The organism is Fundidesulfovibrio magnetotacticus (assembly GCF_013019105.1).
GTDB lineage: Bacteria > Desulfobacterota > Desulfovibrionia > Desulfovibrionales > Desulfovibrionaceae > Fundidesulfovibrio > Fundidesulfovibrio magnetotacticus.
In genome coordinates this window covers 26,895-44,816 of the sequence record NZ_BLTE01000012.1, presented here as the reverse complement: position 1 = coordinate 44,816, position 17,922 = coordinate 26,895, and the positions used below count along the sequence as shown (strand labels likewise).

General features: G+C 67.4%; 22 protein-coding genes and 1 tRNA gene. 13 read left to right on the top strand and 10 right to left on the bottom strand.

All coding sequences use genetic code 11. From position 1 onward, the window contains the following. The first annotated feature begins 254 nt into the window (after positions 1–254). The 6 genes from rpsB to NNJEOMEG_RS13115 all read left to right on the top strand — a co-directional run bounded on the left by rpsB (position 255) and on the right by NNJEOMEG_RS13115 (position 5,135). Positions 255–1,040, top strand: a complete 786-nt coding sequence (gene rpsB, locus NNJEOMEG_RS13140) for a 30S ribosomal protein S2 (protein ID WP_173085181.1) — start codon at positions 255–257, stop codon at positions 1,038–1,040. 2 nt (positions 1,041–1,042) lie between these two features. Beyond that, positions 1,043–1,654 carry a translation elongation factor Ts gene (tsf, locus tag NNJEOMEG_RS13135; protein ID WP_173085179.1) on the top strand — a complete coding sequence of 204 codons (612 nt, stop codon included), beginning with the start codon at positions 1,043–1,045 and terminating at the stop codon, positions 1,652–1,654. A gap of 147 nt (positions 1,655–1,801) precedes the next feature. Then, positions 1,802–2,515, top strand: a complete 714-nt coding sequence (pyrH, locus tag NNJEOMEG_RS13130; protein ID WP_173085177.1) for a UMP kinase — start codon at positions 1,802–1,804, stop codon at positions 2,513–2,515. 10 nt (positions 2,516–2,525) lie between these two features. Continuing rightward, positions 2,526–3,080, top strand: a complete 555-nt coding sequence (gene frr, locus NNJEOMEG_RS13125) for a ribosome recycling factor (protein ID WP_173085175.1) — start codon at positions 2,526–2,528, stop codon at positions 3,078–3,080. A gap of 156 nt (positions 3,081–3,236) precedes the next feature. After that, entirely contained in the window at positions 3,237–3,965 is a 729-nt protein-coding gene (gene uppS, locus NNJEOMEG_RS13120; protein WP_173085173.1) for a polyprenyl diphosphate synthase, read from the top strand. Between the two features lie 126 nt (positions 3,966–4,091). Then, entirely contained in the window at positions 4,092–5,135 is a 1,044-nt protein-coding gene (locus NNJEOMEG_RS13115; protein WP_173085171.1) for an acyltransferase family protein, read from the top strand. Here the strand turns inward: NNJEOMEG_RS13115 and NNJEOMEG_RS13110 are convergent. Then, positions 5,119–6,504 (bottom strand): sensor histidine kinase, encoded by a 1,386-nt coding sequence (locus tag NNJEOMEG_RS13110; protein WP_173085169.1) that lies wholly within the window; start codon positions 6,502–6,504, stop codon positions 5,119–5,121. The genes NNJEOMEG_RS13115 and NNJEOMEG_RS13110 overlap by 17 nt on opposite strands. A 172-nt stretch (positions 6,505–6,676) precedes the next feature. Here NNJEOMEG_RS13110 and NNJEOMEG_RS13105 point away from each other — a divergent pair, with 172 nt between their 5' ends. Together NNJEOMEG_RS13105 and NNJEOMEG_RS13100 are read left to right on the top strand one after the other, a co-directional pair. Then, on the top strand, positions 6,677–8,074 hold the full coding sequence (locus tag NNJEOMEG_RS13105; protein ID WP_268885688.1) for a PAS domain-containing protein: 1,398 nt from the start codon (positions 6,677–6,679) through the stop codon (positions 8,072–8,074). 54 nt (positions 8,075–8,128) lie between these two features. Next, a tRNA-Pro gene (locus NNJEOMEG_RS13100) sits at positions 8,129–8,205 on the top strand. Between the two features lie 228 nt (positions 8,206–8,433). Here NNJEOMEG_RS13100 and NNJEOMEG_RS13095 read toward each other — a convergent pair. The 6 genes from NNJEOMEG_RS13095 to NNJEOMEG_RS13070 all read right to left on the bottom strand — a co-directional run bounded on the left by NNJEOMEG_RS13095 (position 8,434) and on the right by NNJEOMEG_RS13070 (position 12,687). Further along, positions 8,434–9,168 carry a DNA-methyltransferase gene (locus tag NNJEOMEG_RS13095; protein ID WP_173085165.1) on the bottom strand — a complete coding sequence of 245 codons (735 nt, stop codon included), beginning with the start codon at positions 9,166–9,168 and terminating at the stop codon, positions 8,434–8,436. Then, positions 9,141–9,323 (bottom strand): Com family DNA-binding transcriptional regulator, encoded by a 183-nt coding sequence (locus tag NNJEOMEG_RS13090; RefSeq protein ID WP_173085163.1) that lies wholly within the window; start codon positions 9,321–9,323, stop codon positions 9,141–9,143. The genes NNJEOMEG_RS13095 and NNJEOMEG_RS13090 overlap by 28 nt, the downstream gene beginning before the upstream one ends. A 201-nt stretch (positions 9,324–9,524) precedes the next feature. Further along, positions 9,525–10,439, bottom strand: a complete 915-nt coding sequence (locus NNJEOMEG_RS13085) for a patatin-like phospholipase family protein (protein WP_173085161.1) — start codon at positions 10,437–10,439, stop codon at positions 9,525–9,527. A 1-nt stretch (position 10,440) separates the two neighbouring features. Next, positions 10,441–10,998 carry a hypothetical protein gene (locus NNJEOMEG_RS13080; RefSeq protein ID WP_173085159.1) on the bottom strand — a complete coding sequence of 186 codons (558 nt, stop codon included), beginning with the start codon at positions 10,996–10,998 and terminating at the stop codon, positions 10,441–10,443. Between the two features lie 1,149 nt (positions 10,999–12,147). Further along, positions 12,148–12,537, bottom strand: coding sequence for a hypothetical protein (locus NNJEOMEG_RS13075; RefSeq protein ID WP_173085157.1), 390 nt, complete (start codon positions 12,535–12,537; stop codon positions 12,148–12,150). 9 nt (positions 12,538–12,546) lie between these two features. Further along, complete coding sequence (locus tag NNJEOMEG_RS13070; RefSeq protein WP_173085155.1) at positions 12,547–12,687, bottom strand: hypothetical protein; 141 nt, start codon at positions 12,685–12,687, stop codon at positions 12,547–12,549. 56 nt (positions 12,688–12,743) lie between these two features. Here NNJEOMEG_RS13070 and NNJEOMEG_RS13065 point away from each other — a divergent pair, with 56 nt between their 5' ends. From NNJEOMEG_RS13065 to NNJEOMEG_RS13045, 5 genes are all read left to right on the top strand, one after another. Beyond that, entirely contained in the window at positions 12,744–13,196 is a 453-nt protein-coding gene (locus NNJEOMEG_RS13065) for a hypothetical protein (RefSeq protein WP_173085153.1), read from the top strand. Between the two features lie 590 nt (positions 13,197–13,786). Next, on the top strand, positions 13,787–14,335 hold the full coding sequence (locus NNJEOMEG_RS13060; RefSeq protein WP_173085152.1) for a lytic transglycosylase domain-containing protein: 549 nt from the start codon (positions 13,787–13,789) through the stop codon (positions 14,333–14,335). Between the two features lie 13 nt (positions 14,336–14,348). Then, positions 14,349–14,768: a hypothetical protein gene (locus tag NNJEOMEG_RS13055; RefSeq protein WP_173085150.1), complete on the top strand. Its 420-nt coding sequence runs from the start codon at positions 14,349–14,351 to the stop codon at positions 14,766–14,768. A 10-nt stretch (positions 14,769–14,778) separates the two neighbouring features. Next, positions 14,779–15,195 (top strand): hypothetical protein, encoded by a 417-nt coding sequence (locus NNJEOMEG_RS13050; RefSeq protein ID WP_173085148.1) that lies wholly within the window; start codon positions 14,779–14,781, stop codon positions 15,193–15,195. Between the two features lie 2 nt (positions 15,196–15,197). Beyond that, complete coding sequence (locus NNJEOMEG_RS13045; RefSeq protein WP_173085146.1) at positions 15,198–15,344, top strand: hypothetical protein; 147 nt, start codon at positions 15,198–15,200, stop codon at positions 15,342–15,344. Between the two features lie 48 nt (positions 15,345–15,392). Here the strand turns inward: NNJEOMEG_RS13045 and NNJEOMEG_RS13040 are convergent, their stop codons facing one another. From NNJEOMEG_RS13040 to NNJEOMEG_RS13030, 3 genes are read right to left on the bottom strand one after another with little or no spacing between them, the layout of a single operon-like run. Beyond that, positions 15,393–17,024 (bottom strand): TnsB C-terminal domain-containing protein, encoded by a 1,632-nt coding sequence (locus NNJEOMEG_RS13040; protein WP_173085144.1) that lies wholly within the window; start codon positions 17,022–17,024, stop codon positions 15,393–15,395. Between the two features lie 49 nt (positions 17,025–17,073). Beyond that, positions 17,074–17,307 carry a hypothetical protein gene (locus NNJEOMEG_RS13035; protein ID WP_173085142.1) on the bottom strand — a complete coding sequence of 78 codons (234 nt, stop codon included), beginning with the start codon at positions 17,305–17,307 and terminating at the stop codon, positions 17,074–17,076. Continuing rightward, complete coding sequence (locus NNJEOMEG_RS13030) at positions 17,307–17,750, bottom strand: hypothetical protein (RefSeq protein ID WP_173085140.1); 444 nt, start codon at positions 17,748–17,750, stop codon at positions 17,307–17,309. The genes NNJEOMEG_RS13035 and NNJEOMEG_RS13030 overlap by 1 nt, the downstream gene beginning before the upstream one ends. Positions 17,751–17,922: the final 172 nt, after the last annotated feature.

Sequence of the window (17,922 nt, the reverse complement as noted above, 5' to 3'; positions counted from 1 at the left end):
GCCAACCTGGAACACCTCGGATTTCGATACATTTCATCACACATCACCGCCAGGAGTGCAAGGCCCTGCACAAGCGGCTGTGCAAAAATCGGCACGCCCTGGTTTGCACGAATTCCTTCTTGCCAACCTCCGCGCGTCGATGTATGCAATCCTGCTTTTCATCACTCCGCACACGCCGGACCCCGCCTCCCAGGGTGCCCCTTCGGGCAGGAGGAAGGCCAACGGCGTGGAGGCACAACCCAAAGGAGGGCCCCATGGCCTACGTAAGCATGAAGCAGCTGTTGGAGACCGGCGTGCATTTCGGTCACCAGACCCGCCGGTGGAACCCCAAGATGCGCCCCTACATCTTCGGCGCGCGCAACGGCATCCATATCATCGACCTCCAGCAGACCGTGAAGCTCTTCCAGAAGGCCCACGATTTCCTGGTGGAAACCGTCGCCAAGGGCGGCAAGATCATCTTCGTGGGCACCAAGCGCCAGGCGCAGGAAGCCGTGAAGAAAGAGGCCGAACGCGCCGGGCAGTATTTCGTCACCAACCGCTGGATGGGCGGCATGCTCACCAACTTCCAGACCATCCGCGGCTCCATCGACCGCCTGAAGAAGCTTGAGACCGCCTTCGGCGACGGCACCATCAAGCGCTACCACAAGAAAGAAATCGCCATGTACGGCCGCGAGGTCACCAAGCTCAATGCCACCCTGGGCGGCATCAAGGACATGGACAGCGTCCCGGCCGCCGCCTTCATCATCGACCCCAAGCGCGAAGAGATCGCCGTGCAGGAATGCCGCAAGCTGGGCATCCCCGTGGTGGCCGTGGTGGACACCAACTGCGACCCCGACGTGATCGACTACATCATCCCTGGCAACGACGACGCCATCCGCGCCATCAAGCTCTTCGTCACCTGCGTGGCCGACGCCTGCCTCGAAGGCGAGGCCTCCGGCAAGGACCAGGGCGACGAGCGCGCCATGGCCGCCCAGGCCGAGGAAAAGCCCGAAGCCGCCGAGGAAACCAAAACCGCCGAAGCCGAAGAGGAGGCCCGCTAGACATGTCCCAGATCAGCGCCAGCACGGTGAAACAACTGCGCGACACGACCAGCGCGGGCATGATGGACTGCAAGAAGGCCCTGGAAGCCTGCGGCGGCGACATGGACAAGGCCGTGGCCTGGCTTCGCGAGAAGGGCCTGGCCAAGGCCGCCAAGAAGGCCGGGCGTGCCACCAGCGAAGGCGTCATCGGCTCCTACGTCCACTCCAACGGCAAGATCGCCGTGCTCGTGGAAATCAAGTGCGAGACCGACTTCGTGGCGCGCGGCGACAAGTTCCAGGAGTTCGCCAAGAACGTGGCCATGCAGGTGGCCGCCGCCAACCCCCTCTGCGTCTCCCCCGACCAGCTTCCCGCCGACGTGCTGGAAAAGGAAAAGGCCATCTTCCTGGCCCAGACCAAGGCCGAGGGCAAGCCCGACAACATCGCCGAAAAGATCGTCGAGGGCCGCATCAAGAAGTTCTACAAGGAAGTCTGCCTGCTTGATCAGCCCTTCATCAAGGACGACAAGCTCTCCATCCAGGACCTCCTGAACAACCTCGTGGCCACCCTGGGCGAAAACATCCAGATCGGGCGCTTCGTGCGCATGCAACTGGGCGAAGACGCCACCGACGAATAGCGCAACAAAACGGGCCGCAAGGCCCGTTTTTCTTGACGATCCCGCCGGAAGCGCGGGGGGAGGCCAGGAAGTTTCCCCTCGCGCTTTTCTCCAAAACCTTTTAGGAAGCTTCCCGTCACGGGTCTTGCAATCCGAGGATCACCGCACATGGACAACCTTCGCTTCAAGCGCATCCTTCTCAAGCTCTCGGGCGAGGCCCTGGCCGGCCCCCGCGGCTTCGGCATCGACCCGGACACCGTCAGCGCCTTCTGCAAGGAGATCGTGGACGCCGCCGCCAAGGGCGTGGAACTGGCCATGGTCATCGGCGGGGGCAACATCTTCCGGGGCATGTCCGCCTCGGCCTCCGGCATGGAGCGCGCCAGCGCCGACTACATGGGCATGCTGGCCACGGTCATGAACGCCGTGGCCGTCCAGGACGCCCTGGAGAAGCTTGGCCTCTCCACCCGCGTGCTCTCCGCCATCACCATGCAGGAGGTCTGCGAGCCCTACATCCGCCGCCGCGCCGTCCGCCACCTGGAAAAGGGGCGCGTGGTCATCTGCGCCGCCGGCACGGGCAACCCCTACTTCACCACCGACACCGCCGCCGCCCTGCGCGCCATGGAGCTCAAGAGCGAAGTGATCATCAAGGGCACCAAGGTGGACGGCGTCTACAACAAAGACCCCAAGAAGCATTCCGACGCCGTGCTCTTCGAGCGCCTGACCTACATGGACGTGCTGGAAAAGCAGCTCAAGGTCATGGACTCCACGGCGGTCACCCTGGCCATGGACAACAAGATGCCCATCGTGGTCTTCAACATGTTCGAGCCGGGCAATTTGAACAAGGTGGTCACCGGACAGCGCGCCGGAACCATCGTCGAATAAGGAGAGTCGCATGGACAAAGTGCTCGGGGACGCCAAATCCCGCATGGAAAAGGCTGTCGCCTCCCTGGAAAAGGAGTTCTCCCACCTGCGCACCGGCCGGGCCTCCGTGGCCCTGCTCGACGGCCTGAAGGTCGACTACTACGGCACCCCCACGCCCATCGACCAGATCGCCTCCCTCTCCACCCCCGACAGCCGCACCATCACCATCCAGCCTTGGGACCGCGCGGCCTTCGGCCTGGTGGAAAAGGCCATCCAGAAGTCCGACCTGGGCCTCACGCCCATCAACGACGGCAAGATCATCCGCATCGGCCTGCCCCCCCTCACCGAGGACCGCCGCAAGGACCTCGTCAAGGTGGCCAAGAAGTACACGGAGGAGGCCAAGGTGGCCGTGCGCAACATCCGCCGCGACGCCAACGACGGCCTCAAGAAGCTCCAGAAGGACAAGGCCATCTCCGAGGACGACCTGCGCAAGGGCGAGGCCGACATCCAGAAGACCACCGACTCCTACGTGGCCAAGCTCGAACAGAGCCTGGCCAAGAAGGAGAAGGAGATCATGGAGATCTAGCCCGCACCTCCGACAGGCGCCAACGCCGCCGCACGGGCGACCCCCGGCCGCCCACCCGGCGCGCCGCGACCCGGCGGAGGCCTTCTTCACGACACCACCGGCCCCTGGGCGACATCCACCCGGGGGCCGCTTGCGCTTCACACCACAGGATCACCCATGAGCGACACGCCGCAGGCGCTCCCGCGCCACCTCGCCGTGATCATGGACGGCAACGGCCGCTGGGCCAAGGCCCGGGGCCTCTCGCGCAGCGAGGGCCACAGGGCAGGCACCGAGACCGCCAAGCGCCTCGTCACCCGCTGCCGCGAGCTGGGCATCGCCCACCTGACGCTCTACACCTTCTCCAAGGAGAACTGGAAGCGGCCCCAGGACGAAGTGCGCACACTCTTCGACCTCCTGGTGCGCTTCCTGGGCAACGAACTTGCCTCACTGGTGGAGCAGGACATCCGCTTCAACGTCCTGGGCGAATTGGAGGACTTCCCCTTCGCCGTGCGCCAGGCCCTCTCCCACGTGCTGAAAAAGACCGCACACTGCCGCTCCATGACCCTGAACCTCGCCCTCAACTACTCGGGACGGGCCGAAATCCTGCGCGCCTGCCGCAGGCTCGTGGAACAGGGCGTAAAGCCCGCCGACATCACCGAGGAGCGCTTCTCGGCCGAGCTCTTCACCGCCGGGCAGCCCGACCCGGATCTGGTAGTGCGCACCTCCGGCGAGCTTCGCATCAGCAACTACCTCCTCTGGCAGAGCGCCTACGCCGAATACTACTTCACCGATGTTTACTGGCCGGACTTCGACGCGGACGAGTTGGACAAGGCCCTGGCGGCCTACGCGGGACGCCAGCGCCGCTTCGGTCTCACCGGCGAGCAGGCTCTCCAGGCCGGAGACTAGCGTGTCCGCGGACCGGACAGGGGCACGGGGTCGCGCCCGGGTCCTCCACCGGCGACGTCGCCGAACCATTCCACGCGGCGGCGGCCTGGTCGAGCCGGTCCGCCGCCTGCCCCGACAGCCCTTCCCATGCAGCACAACCTGATCGATGCCGCCACGTCGCGGCGCATTTCGGCCCTGCGCGCCCTGCTCATGCTGGCCGTGGTGGGCATCCACGCCCCCAAAGGCCTGCTTGCCCACGTGGTCCCCACGCCCGAGGCCGGGGCCGTGCTCAACGTTGTGGGCCGCCACCTGTTCCAGGCCGCCGTGCCCCTCTATTTCGCCATCTCGGGCTACCTGCTCTTCCTGCGCTACCCCGGCGGTCTGGACGGCTACAAGGGCCTCGTGGCCAAGCGCCTGCGCACCCTCTTTTTGCCCTATCTCCTGGTGAACGGCCTGTGGATCGCCTACGTGGCCCTCTTCGGGGCCATCCCGGGCATCGGCGGCACGAGCTACCTCAAGGCGCGCGGCGTGCTGCCGCTCCTTCTGGGGGTGGACGGCTGGCCGTTGGTCTATCCGCTGTGGTTCCTGCGCGACCTTTTCGCGTTCTTCCTGGCCGCGCCCCTCTTCGCCGTGTTGATCCGCCGCCTGCCCTGGGCCGGGCTCTTCCTGCTCTGGGCGGCCTGGAACACGCTGGAGATTCCCAGGGTGTCCCTGGACCTGGGCGGGGCCTTCTTCTTCTGCCTGGGCGGGGTGCTGGCGGCGCGCCGCATGAACCTGGACGGCCTGGGGCGTTATCTTCCGCTGCTCTGGGGGCTCTGGGCGCTTTGCATCGCGGCGAGCGCCACCCTGCAGTTGCAGGGGCTGTGGCCCGGCTGGCAGTTCCCGGCGTGGCGCGCAAGCGTGCTGGTGGGCGTGGCGACGGTGTGGACGGCCTCGCGCGGCTGGCGGCTGGGCGAGCGGGCATGGCTCTTGCGGCTCTCGGGCTCGATCTTCTTCGTCTACCTCTTCCACGAGCCCGCCCTCTCCTGGCTGGCGGACCTGACGCCGTGGCTGGTCCTGCCGGGCACGGCCGGGCAGTTGGCCTACGTGGTTCTCCTGGCCGCCTCGGCCACGGGGCTCTGCCTGGGGCTGGGCGCAGCGCTCAGGCGTCTGGCGCCCCGGGTTTACGGGTTGTTCACGGGAGGTCGCTAGAGCGCGGCAGGCGCACGCGCACCACGGTGCCCTGGCCCTGGCCGGTCTCCATCTCCACGTCGCCGCCGTGGGTGCGGGCGATAAGCCGGGCCGTGTACGTGCCCAGGCCCGTGCCGCTCTGCTTGCCGAAGGTGGCGTACTTGCGGAAGAACGACGCGCGCACCTGCTCGGGCACGTCGCCCCGGTTGCCCACTTCGGCCACGTCCCAGTCGGGCTCCCGCAGCAGGCGCAGGGTCACGGCGTCGCCGGGGCTGGAAGCCTCCAGGGCGTTCTTGATCAGGTTCGAGAAGAGCGCGTAGCACAGAATCTCCTCCCCCTGCACGACGAAGGGATCTTCCTGGGCCTCGATTTCCAGGCGCATGCGCGCCGAGCGCCACGGCCCCCCGCACTCCTCCCACACGGCCCGCGCCAGGGCCGCGAGGTCCAGCGCCACGGGCTCTGGCGCGTACTCGCCGCGCTCCATGCGGTAGAGCGAAAGCGAGAGCGTGATGAGCGACTGCATGCGACGCCCGGCCTCCAGCATGAGCCGGGCCATGTCGCGCTGGCGCTCCGTGAGGTTCTCGGCCTCGATGAGAAACTGGGGCAGGGTGAGCACGGCCGAGAGGGGGCTCTTGAGGTCGTGTCGGGCCATGCGCTCCACGTCCTCGCGCATCTCCTCGTTCTTGCGGCGGTCGGCCAGGTGGGTCACGGCGGCGGCCAGGGAGTCGAAGAAGTGCTCCATGTAGTCGGTGGCCATGTCGGGCAGGTAGCGGCCGGGGTTCACGTCGGCCACCAGGAGCATGCCGGCCCAGCGCCCCTCCCGGAAGCGGTCCTCCAGGGGGTAGAGGAAGCAGGAGCCCCAGCGCTTGCGCTCCGAACGGCCGAGGGTCGCCCCGGGCGCCGCGGAGCACGGCCCCACGTAGGAGCGCCTGCCCGAGGCGCGCACGGCCTGGGCCTCGCGCGCCAGCTCGCGGGCGGGTAAGACGGGGAAATCCGCCGGCAGGCACGGTCCGAACTCCTCTTCGTCCAGCACCAGACGCACCGCCGCCAGGCGGAAGAGACCGCGCACGGATTCCAGGAGCGCGGGCAGTTCGCCCAGGTCGCGCAGGGATTCCACCAGCCCGAACCCCTGGCGAAAGCGCTCGAAGGAGCGCAGGCTTTCCTCGTAACGCCGCCGGTTCTCCTCGATGGCTCGCTCCAGGAAGCGGGCCTTGGCCACGGCCTGGGCACGGGAATCGTCCAGGCCGGCGCGCTCCGCGGCCAGGGCCAGCGCGGTCTGGCGCAGGGCCTCGGCCTGGCCTGCCAGGAGGGGCACGCCGGCCTGCCTCGCCGAGCGCTCCAGGGCTTCGAGCTGGCCCAGAAGGCCCGAGACGAGCGGGTGTCCGTGCATGGCTTTTCCTACCTCATCGCGTTCCGGCTGAAAAGGGCAGTTGACTTTTCCGGCATGAAAAGCTTCATGGTGGAACTGGCGGGTCATCTTGTCCAGAACGCTTTGTAAGGCTTCCAACCCGTCGGGTTGTTTCCGGTTGTGCCTTTCTTTGTTAAAAATTTCTCAAGAAGAGGTGCTTTTCTTGAAGAAACGCTTTGGAAACCGCCTTCGGAATCTCCGTCAGCAGGCGGGGTTGACGCAGGTGCAACTGGCCGAGCGCGTCGGGCTTTCCGATCGCTATCTGGGACGCGTGGAACGCGGAATGGTCTCGCCGTCCTTCGAGTGCATCGAGCGCATGGCGCAGGCTCTTGGCGTGGACCCCGCCGAACTCTTCCTGACCGCCGGGCAGATGCTGGCGCATGCGCCGGTCATGGGCTCCACCCTGGACGACGTGCTCCAGGAACGCGCCGCCATCCTCAGGGCCTTGCCCGGGCTCACGGTGAAGTTCGTGGACACCGACCTGCGCATCCTCTGGGTGCACACCAGCGACCCCGAATCCCCCATGGCGCGCGGCCTGGACTGCACCGGGCAGCGCTGCCACGAGGCCTTCCACGACCGGCAGGAGGCCTGCCCCGGCTGCCTGGTGCCCCAGGCCATGGCGCGGCTCGAACCCGTGGAGGGCGAGGTGGCCTCGCCCGCCGGGCGCTCCTTCCTGATCCGTTGCACGCCCGTGATGGGCGGCGACGGCACGTTGCGCGGCGCGCTGCACCTCTCGCTGGACATCACGGCCCGCAAGGCCGTGGAGGAGGCCCTGTCCGCCACGCGGCGACGCCTGGAGCACATGCTGTCCAGCCTGCCCGTGGTGCTCTACGCCCTCGACGCCGGAGCGGACTTCGCGCAGACCAGCGTATCGGACAACGTGCAGGAGGTGCTGGGCCATCATCCATCGGACTTCCTGGAAACGCCGGGCTTCTGGCGCTCGCTTGTGCACCCGGCGGACAGCCAGCGACTTCGGCAGGCGATCCCCAACAGGCTCATCGAGCAGAACTTCCTGACGCTGGAATACCGCGTGCGGCACGGCGCGGGCGGCTGGCGCTGGGTGCGAGACTCCTTGCGCCTGCAACGCGGGGAGGACGGCAAGCCGCGCGAGGTGTTCGGGGCCGTTCTGGACATCACGGATTCCAAGGCCTCCGAGATCGCACTGCGCGAGTCCGAGGCGCGCTACCGGACCCTGTTCCTGGACAACTGCACGGTGCAGCTGGTGACCGACGTGACTACCGGCGTGATCCTGGACGCCAACCCGGCGGCCGAGGCCTTCTACGGATACCCCCTGAGCGAACTGCGCGGGATGCACATCGCGTCCATTAACATGCTGGGGCCCGTGAAGGTGATGGACGTCCTGCGCGAGGCCAGCGCTTCGCGCCAGAATCTCTTACGCTTCCGGCACCGCCTGTCCGGCGGGGAGCTGCGCGACGTGGAAGCCCGCGTGACGGCGCTGGAAATATCAGGACGCCCGGTGATCCACTCGCTGATCATCGACGTGACGGGGCTGCGCACGTCCGAACCCGTAGGCGGCCCCGGCGGCGATTGATCCCCGGATCGGCTTGCCAGGGGCGGCAATATTCACTAGGTAACGCCTTCCGGACGGGGCGTAGCGCAGCCTGGCAGCGCACCTGCCTTGGGCGCAGGGGGCCGGAGGTTCAAATCCTCTCGCCCCGACCAAAGAAATCAATGGGTTATGATGCAAAATCATGGCCCATTTTTCTTTCTCAATTCTCGGGGTACAAAACGGGGTACAAAATGTAGCGCGACCAACAGTTTTGGACCCAACGACGTTTAGTTTTGGGTAGGCTCCCCCGGCCAACGATCCTTGCTGGCATTGCCGTTGCTACGCGCGGGCGCGTATGCGCGCGCGGCGCGCCACCCTCATGGGGCAGCGCGCCGGCGTTGTCATCGCATCGTTGTCTCGGCCGCGCGGATCTGCCCGCAGGCCAAATCGCAGTACTCCTCGGACAGCTCCACCCCCACAAACCGTCTGCCGGTCTGCATACAGGCCAGCGCAGTGGTGCCCCCGCCCAGGAAAGGGTCCAGTATCGTGGCCCCGTCGGGCGTCACGTACAGCAGCTCCTTGATCAGCTCCACGGGCTTGCTTGTGAGGTGGACCTTACGGCCCGCGTTGATCGGGTACCGGTACACGCCCGGCAGGCATCGCCGGTGTGTGGCGCGGCGCTTGCCCTTGACGCCGTAGACGACGTACTCGGCGTCGCGCCGGAACTCGCCCAGCATGGGCCTGCCGCCGGACTTGTGCCAGACCACGATTCCGCGCCAGGCCCAGCCTCCGCCCTGGAGGGCGTCGGTCATGGCCGGGAGCTGCCGCCAGTCCGAGAACACCATCGCGGCTGCTCCAGGTTTGGCCACTCTCCAGCACTCGCTCAGCCACAAGGTGGCCCACATGGTGAAGGAGCGTTGGTCCTTGAGGTCTCCCAACATGGGCGGGTAGGTGCGAATCGCGCCCGTGTGCTGGTATTTGTCCGCCGGATCGGCCTGCCGGGCCGCCATGTGCAGCCCGCCGCTCGAATAGGGCGGGTCGGTGAGCACCGCATCGACGGACTCGCCGGGCATCTCCCGCAGGACCGCGAGGGCGTCGCCACAGTGCACTATGCCGTGTTTGAATTCGTGACGCATGGAGCCTCCTTGGCAGAGGCTCCATGGCCTTCGGCGCTGGGGCTCGCGGCCCTCACGTGGTTGAGGGTGTGGCAGCGCGGGCATTTGATCTCCAACTCCCACACGCTGCCCTTGCACAACAATTTGCTACATCGTCCGCACCTGATATCCCGCATCGTCCTTGCTTTGTAGGTTTGCCCTGGCCTAGTGTCCCTCACCCTTCGCGTCCGCACGTGCAGGGCAGGGAGGAGCGGCCATGGCCGTGGTCCGGCGCGTCTACGCCGGGTCGGTGGGGCGTTGACGCGCCCCGCCTCCTCCACTCAAAACCATCCCTTCATGGGGCCGCCACGGGCGGCCATGTCAAAGAGCGTGCGGCGCTAGGCCGCGATACCCAGGGCCTTGCAGGCCCGCTCGAACTCCGGCGACTCGCAGACCTGTGCGGCCAGCTCCTCCAGGAGGGCCAGGGAGGATTCGTCCGTGGCGTCCAGCTCCATGGGGCCGGGCAGCGTGGGCTGGAGGCGGTGGTATTGGTCGCCCAGCAGCTCGCGGCATTGGTAGTCCACCGCCGCTCCCGGGCCGTTGAACACCATTTTGAGCACTCCGGCGGCGTTGAGCAGGCCGAGGTGACGGGCGGCCTTGATGGTCAGGGAGGAATCGTCCGCGCCGGTGCCCAGGGAGACGAGCGTGGGAAACGGCTCACCGCCCTTGAATCCCTCGGCCACGGCGCACATGGCCGGGTTGTTGGCCACCAGGCCGCCGTCCGCCAGGTAGTGGGTGCGGGCCTGGGCCAGGTCGGAGATCTCCGCCGGGGGGAAGTACGTGGGGGCCGCCGAGGTGGCCCGGCACACGTCCGTCAGGAGGAAATCCTCGGCCTGGTCGCGCCGGGCCTTGCGGCGTTTGAACATCATGGGCGCTCCGGAGAGCGTGGTGGCCGTGACGAGCAGCTCGGTGCTGGCGTCGGAGAGCTTGCGGTCCTGAAACAATGCGCCCAGGCAACGGTCCAGGCCCGTGGCCGGGTACTTCTCGTCGGCCAGCCCGCCCAGGGAGTCGATGACGTGGCCGATGTCGCGCGCGAAGATCTCCCGGCCCTGCTCGCGGTAGAGCCTGCGCACGCGCTCCATGGGGATACCCGCCGCCACGGCCGCCGCGATGATGCCCCCGGTGGACGTGCCCGCCACCAGGTCGACCAGGTGGCCGATCGGCTTGCCCGCCAGGCGCTCCATGGTGGCCAGGATGGTGGCCGGGATCAGGCCGCGCATGCCGCCGCCGTCGATGGAGAGGATGCGGCACATATCAGGCCTCCGGGGCAAGCGCGAGGATGGCATCAGCCCTGTCCTGGGTGAGAATTGGAGTAGTGCGCCCGGGCGGAACAACCTCCACGAGGTACTTGCCCCACGTGAGCAACAGCGGGTCGCGCAGATTCACACCCGGAGGGTCTTTCACGAAGTTGTTCAGGTAATTGTTCGCGTCCTCAAGGACCACGTCCCCCGCCCGGATGGCCGCAAGAATAGCCTGCCGCTCCACCGGGAGAAAGCGGTCAGCGAAGTCCTTCTTGGGGATGTACCCCCCCGTCGCAAGATTCTGCGCGGCCTCCGGCGAAATGGACTCGAAAGCCAAGCACGCCTCCCAGCTCGGTGGAGCGTGGAGCACACGGCCATCGCTCGCCACGAGCGATGGATAGCCCGCAAAGGCAGGGCATGCGGCCACGGCCATGGCATGGTCGGAAATGATGAGCACGTCCTGGCCGCCGATGTTGACGGTGACGCTCACTCCCGCGAGCTCGTCCACGCCAAGGGAGGCCAGGAAGTCCATGGAGGTTCCGTTGACGGGGCTATGCAGTATGGTCAGCATGTCCTACCACCCCATTTCAGCAAAGGTTTTGATGTCGAACGCGCCAGCTCCACCGGGCCCTCCGGCTGCGCTGGAACCCGTCCCGCCAGGGCCTCCTGTTGCCGTGGCGTTGGGTGTCCCCGTAAGGGCACCCTTGCGCGCCAGGAGGCCACGACCCGCGCCGGAGCCTCCCCCGCCACGGTTGCCTGTGCCTCCAACGCCGTTGCCCCCGGCAACTCCGTTCACGGACAGAGAGTGCCCCGCCGTCAAGGTCACCGCGCCCCGGCAGATAATGAACAGCGGCCCCCCGGTGCCGGTACCGCCAGATGTGGGGGAGCCTACCCCCGCTCCAGCCCCCCCGGGGTTCCCGGCCCCGCCTCCGTCAGACTCGTTGGAGTAGCCGACGGCATCGCCACCGGCCCCTCCGAGTTGGTCCGGGAAGTTCTTGGCGGACATGTTTGTTCCCCCCGTTGTGGAGATCGCCCCGGCCCCTGCCCCCCCTCCCCATACTCGGCCCGGGCCAGAGTAGATGCCGCTCGCGCTGGGATTTGCCCCCGCGCCTCCGCCTCCGGGGGCGGCGACGCCCGCTCCGCCAGTAACGCCAGCCGCGCCGCCGATGACACCCGCGCCGCCCCCCACAGCGGAGACCAACGCGGCCCCGTTCCCCGGCCACGCCGCGTAGTTCGCCTGCACGTCCGGCTGCCCCGGCTGCGGTGCGGCGTACAGGTTAGGGTCGAATACACAAAACCCGGTTTCACGAACCCACTTCAAGAACTCTTCATAGGAGGAGTACTTGCCAGAGAAGAGCATGGGGATGGTCGGAATCAAGATGTCCTGGTTGACCCACCTGCGAGAACCAGCCGCTCCGCGAGCGGACATGGAGATTGATCCAGACGCACCGACTACAAGGGTGTCGCACAGGATCACCAGGCCGCGACAGCGATTGGTCGCGGTGAGCAGCGCGTTGACTACCAGATTGCGATACCGCACCACCTGGATAGGGCCATCCTGCGTCGTGGGGATGGACGTCGCCCCGGAGATGGTCACGTCTCCCTTCGAGGCATACAGGGAAAACAGGATGTCAATATTGAGGGATACGGAGCGCGTCCAAGGCACGCGCCCGGATGCCGCCGGATTGTCGAAGCGGAGAATACCACCCATGATGCTCTCCTACGCCAGAGGCACGGCGATGCCGGTAATGTAGACGTTCCCCCCGGATACGGCCGTCTTGGCCTTCACGCGGATGGTTTCTCCCACACCGACCTGGTAGGCCAGCCCTGCGTTCAGATTGGACAGAAGGTCAACATAACTGGAGCTTCCATCCGTCCCCGCGCCGAGCGGCACAGGCGCTTCTGCGATCACGCGGTCCTCCCCATTAACGGTGGCAACGAACTGAAGAGTTGCGTCACCCGTTGCCGAAGAAGTAGCGCGCAGGCGTCCAATGACCATCCCGTTGCCGCTTGGAACGTCCAGGATGGTTTGAAGTCCCGTGCTCCCTTCGCCCTCCAAGGTAAGTCCGAGGGGTGTGGCAGGAACTCCGTAAACAGTGGGGTCGGCCATGTGGTCCTCCTAGAAAGGGTATGCGCCGCAGGTTGCGGCGATGTAGAGCTTCGCGCCGACAGAGGACGCCTTGGGCGCGTTTGCCGGGTCCTGTCCCATCCAGATCTCCGCGATGTCCTCGGGCACGGTGAAGCCCTCCACGGCGATCACGGTGCGGTTGCCCGCCTCCTCGTAGGCGCTGGCCGCGATCCAGCCCGATTCAGGCGATGCCTGCCCGGGCCGGACGGCCCGGCGCGCCACTAGCAGCCAGGCCCACCCTCTCCATCCGCCACGCCGGAGGCGAGACGCGCAGCGCCGAGTTGTTCCCGGCCGTCGACTTCCCGGGCGGGGAGAACGCCACGGAGCGCTACCGCGTGCGCATCGGCCGCGCCTGGCACATGCCGGGCGGGCAGAAGTACGCCTTCGTCACCGTAGACGAGGCCTGGGCCCTGCTGATGGGGCGCAAGGCCCCGCAGGAGGCCGCCAGGCCGCCCAAGCTGCCCGTGGGCACGTGGGTGCGCGCGCCCAGCACGCGCCTTCCGGACGGTACGGCGATGTACACCCGCTGCGCGACGCGCACCAAGCCCTTCCAGGGCGCAGACGGGCGGTGGCGGGTGGTCTGCTACGCGCTTGACGAGCCGGTGCTGGTGGAGGAGCTGAAGGTGGAGGTGCGGCTGTAGGGTTGTGGCGTGACAGCTTCGCTGATAGGCGAGGCGGAATTCAAACCGGAAGGGAGGCCAGGGATGAGGAAGGCGTTATTGATTCTTGTCGCCGTCTTGGCGGTGAACGGTGCGATAACAGACCGAGCTTCGGCTCAAGGCGATATCGACCGTCTGTCAACGTATGCGGTGCTGCTGGGGCGCGCGGTCGCTTGTGGAGTGAGTGTCGACAGCCCGTCACGCCGGGTTGGCGCATGGATCGATCGCACCTGGTCGGGCTCAGAGCGCAGTTCCATGCTCAGGGCCTTCATGGTCGGAATGGAGAATGCCGCGAAAATCCAACGGGACGGCCGGTCGCCGGATTCGTGCAGCAAGATCAGGGACGTAATCAACACAACCCCCTGGCCATAGACGGAGCCGTTTGACACCTGATACCTAATCTGCGATTCACCCGCGTAATCGCACCACCTCCCGGCAGGGTGACAGTTGTCACCCTGCCGTTTTTTTTGCCCTCCGCCTATCCCTGCACCTGCTTGCCCTCACCCCCAGAAGCGCCCCGTCCCGGTCTGCGTGTCAACCCAGGCCGGGACGGGGCCAAAGCAGGAGGCCCCGTGTCCAGATTGTACGAGCAGCTCGTCGCCGACGTGGCCCAGGAGCTGTTGATCCCCGTGTCCTTGGCCCTGGCGCTGGTCCAGGTGGAATCCGGCTTCGACCCCACCGCCTGGAACCCCGAACCCCGCTACCGCTACGTGGTGGACTGCCGCACCGGGAAGCCCTTCCGGACGCTCACGCCTGAGGAGCGCGGGGTGAGCGTCCCCCCCGCCGACTTCCCGGCCCCCGCCGGGGCGGACCGCGACGCCGAATGGTGGGGCCAGCGCGCCAGCTGGGGCCTGTGCCAGGTGATGGGGGCCAACGCTCGCGCCCTGGGCTACCGGGGCAAGTTCCTCACCGGCCTGTGCTGCGATCCCGCCGAAGGTGTGCGCCTGGGCCTGAAGCACCTGCGCAAGCTGGCGGACCATTTCCTGCCCGCCACGGGCTGGCAGGGCGTGATGGCCGCATACAACGCGGGCAGCCCGCGCCGCGCCCCGGGCGGGGCCTGGGAAAATCAGGACTACGTGGACAAGATCGCCTCCGCGCTGAACGGCGCGTGGCCCAAATAACCGGAGGACTTCCGTGAAAACCCCCGTCGACATTCCCTGCGTCATGATGTCCCGGCCGGGCAAGTGGTCCAGCCGCAAGCTGCTGGTGGCCGTTGGCGTCGTGCTCCTGGTGGCCCTCAACAAGCGTCTGGGGCTGGAACTGTCCGAGACCGAAATCATCTCCCTGGTGGGCCTGGCCGCCGCCTACATCGGCGGCCAGCTCTACGAAGACACCCGGCCGGGCAGGATGGAACCCGAAGCGCCCCCGCTCCTGGCCGATGCGTCCGGGATGCTCCAACGGCCGGGCAACGTTTTCGGCTCGATCCCGCAGGACTGCGCCGAGCCGCTTTCGGGTTCCGAGAAAGACCTGTTCGTCAAGCGCCAAGCGGGCTGCGACTGCGGCGGCTCATGCCGCGAGGCCGAGCCCGGCCAACCCAAACCCCAGACCGTCTAGGAGGTCTCCCATGCGTTTGCTCCCCATGCTCCTGCTCGTCTGCCTGTTCATGCTCTCTTCGCTGGCCGCCTGCGCCGTCGCTCCCCCGGGCCAGCCGGCCGCCGTTGTCCCGGCGGCCCAGATCGAGGCCGCCAACGACTACCTGGGCCAGTCCCTCATCAACCTCAGCACCGGCTACCACGCGCTCCTGGAGCAGCAGGCGGCCGTGGACCCCGCCGGGGCCGCGCGGCTCCAGGCGCAGGCCGCGCCGCTCTTGACCGACCTCCAGGCGGCCACGTCCGCCTACCGGATCGCCACGGCCGCCAGCGAGCAGATCCGCGCGGACAATCCGGCGGTGAACGCCACCTGGGGCACGGCCCTGGACGCCATGTCGCGTGTGGTGGGCGTGGTGGGGCCGTTCGCCCTGCGGGCCGTCGCGGGGCATTGACCATGGACCTGGCGGATGACGCACAGGCGGTGGAGGCCCTGGAGCGCGAGGCGGCCGTGCTGCGCGCGGTCCGGGGCCGCCGGCAGGAAGACCAGGTGTTCAACAGGCGGGGCGAGGTGGTCTTCCGGTGGGGTGCTGATCCAGGTTGAGATGCTCGAAAGCATGGCCCGGAAGCGCCTCAAGCAGCTTGGCGCGGACTAGCTGATGGCCGACCACCGCAAGCCCGCCCTCAGCCACTCCCAGCCATCCCCGGAAGAGAGGAACACGTGGCAGGAGCCCAGGTCTCCGTCATCCACCAGCACGCGGACGCTTTGGCCCTCATGGCCGCCCAGGGCCGGGCTGTCGTACCAGGCACCGCCCAGCTTGATGCCCTTCTTGGCGATGCGGCGCATGCCGTCGCCGTCCGCAGCAGGCAGCAGGAGCACGTCCAGGGCGCGTTCGTCCTGGATGCGGGCCACGGGTTCGGTCCACGCGGCGGCCATCTGCCAGGGGGAACGGCCGTTCAACCCGGCGTGGGGATCGTGGGCAAAGACCGTGTCCGTCCAGCGGTCGCAGAACGCTTGCAGCTCTTCCGGCGTCATGCGCAGTTCAACGGACTGCCCGGTTTTGAACAGCCGGTTGGCCATGCTGCGGCGTGATTCGATGGCCTTGCGCTCGGCTACGTCGTGGCCGATGTAGCCGCCGCAAAGCTCCAGGAGGCCGTGCGAGAACGTCCGGAAAGCGCGCTCGACGAACGGCTTGTGTTCCGGGGTGAAGGGCGGGGCGAGATCCTGGCGGATGTCCAGCCCGGCCAGGACCGACTGCACCTGGCGGCTCGTGTAGTCCTGGCCGTTGTCGGTGCCCAGCTCCTCCGGGATGCCCCAGTCCAGCAGGCAGCGGCGCAGCAGCGAGAGCACGCCGGCCGAGGAGCTGGTGCGGGCCACGTGGAGCTTGTGCCGGCGGGAGTACACGTCGACGCACCCGATGACGGCGTGACGCTTGCCGTCGGCGAGCATCACGTCGCCCAGGGTGGAGTCGATCTCCCAGCGCTGGTTGAGGCGCAGAATGTGCGCGGAGGCGCTGCCTCCCGCCGCCTTGTACTTGGAGCGCCAGGCGTCTGGGTTGGTCATCGCCGTGTGCAGTTGGGCGTTCTGCTCCTTCCAGGAGCGCAGCCAGCGTTGCAGATTGCGCAATGAGACGCGCAAATTCTGGTCGTGAAAACGGGCGTCGATTGCGCGCGAAATGTTTTTGGCGTCCGCGTGGGGGTGGTCCACCAGCATGGCCAGCACGAACTGGCGCAGCTCGGGGTTGGAGTCGATCACGCCCGAGCCCCGGCGATGCTGCCCGTAGTTTCCGGCCAGGCGCGCCAAGCCCTCGCGCTCCAGGGTCTTCTCCCAGTTGTGCAGCGAGTTGGCGCACACCTTGGAGACCAGCGCGCGGATCTCCGCGTCCACGGTGATGGCCTGGGCGTTGTACTGCACCGCGAACAGCTCGCGCCCGGCGCGGCGGCCAAGGCCCGCCTGGGCGGTGAAGTCGCTGCAGGCGGCCACCAGGGCGGCCCGGGCCTCGGCGCGGGAGCGGGCGCGGCCGGACAGGCAGACGATCCGGGCCAGGCCCTCCTGACGCGAGGCGGACGCGGCGCGGGCGTTCAAATCCTCGTTCAACCGCAGGGCCAGGGCCTCCCTGCGCCCGGCGGAGGCCGCCTCGGACGCGGAGACGCGCACCAGGGCCTCGCGGATGTCTGCGGGGAGGGAGGCAGGGAGGAATTCCCGCCCGCCGCCACGGCCCTGGCGCGGGCGAAACGCCCACCCCTCACGGCTGGCGCGGCGATGGATGCTGCTTGCGTCCATCGTCACCGCCGTCGCAATGTCCTGAGCCGTGTATGCGTCACGCATGTCGTCACGCAGCCTTTCTGGCCTTTACGGCTTCCGGAAGGTCCAGCCACTTCTCCGGGCAACCCAGCTCGCGGAGGTAGTCCAGGACCTTTTTGTTGTTCCGAGCGCCCTTCACGGTCTCCCCCACCAGGTTGCGCGAAAGGCCCAGGTCCCTGGCCACGTCGGCCATGCACATGCCCAGGCCGTCCAGAAACTCCCGGATGCGCCAGGCCTCGCGTTTCCTGCCGACAGCCGCCATCACCTCACCCCCTCAAGAAGTTCTTCCTCCAACCGTCGTTTCGCCCGCGCCCTGGACTTTTCCTCGATCACCGCCCGGCCGTAGTCGCGCAGCTTCCTGTCCTCCTGCGTCATCACGTCCAGCCCGAGCGGCCTGAGCATCTCCCGGATCGCTCCGGCATCGCCCGTTGCAAGGCACATCACCACGACCGCCATGAGCGACGGCGGGTGGTCGCGGTCCGAAGGGGACAGCCATTTGTCCAAGGTGTCCTTGCTGATCGACTTGGCGTTGCCCGCCGTCAGGCGAACATTGGCGCTGGAGGCCAGGGAGTTCAGGCGATCCACGAGTAGCTTGCGGCCGTCTTCGCTCGATCCGGCTGCGGCGTTCATTGCCGCCCGCACGGCGGACATCAGGCCCGCCAGGCTGTGCGCATCGCTTGCATCGAAGAGGCTGAGTTGCCGCATGCTCCGCTCCGGTTTGAAGCCCCGTCCGAACTTGGTGTCGGTCTGGACGTTGACCCTGTCATGCGAGGCGGGTAGAGGTGACTTGCGAAGTGTTGTTGTCTACCGCCCGCAAGCCCAAAATGCACGAAATTCTATCCGCAAGCAATAGATTTCAGTGCAGGAGTTCAAAATT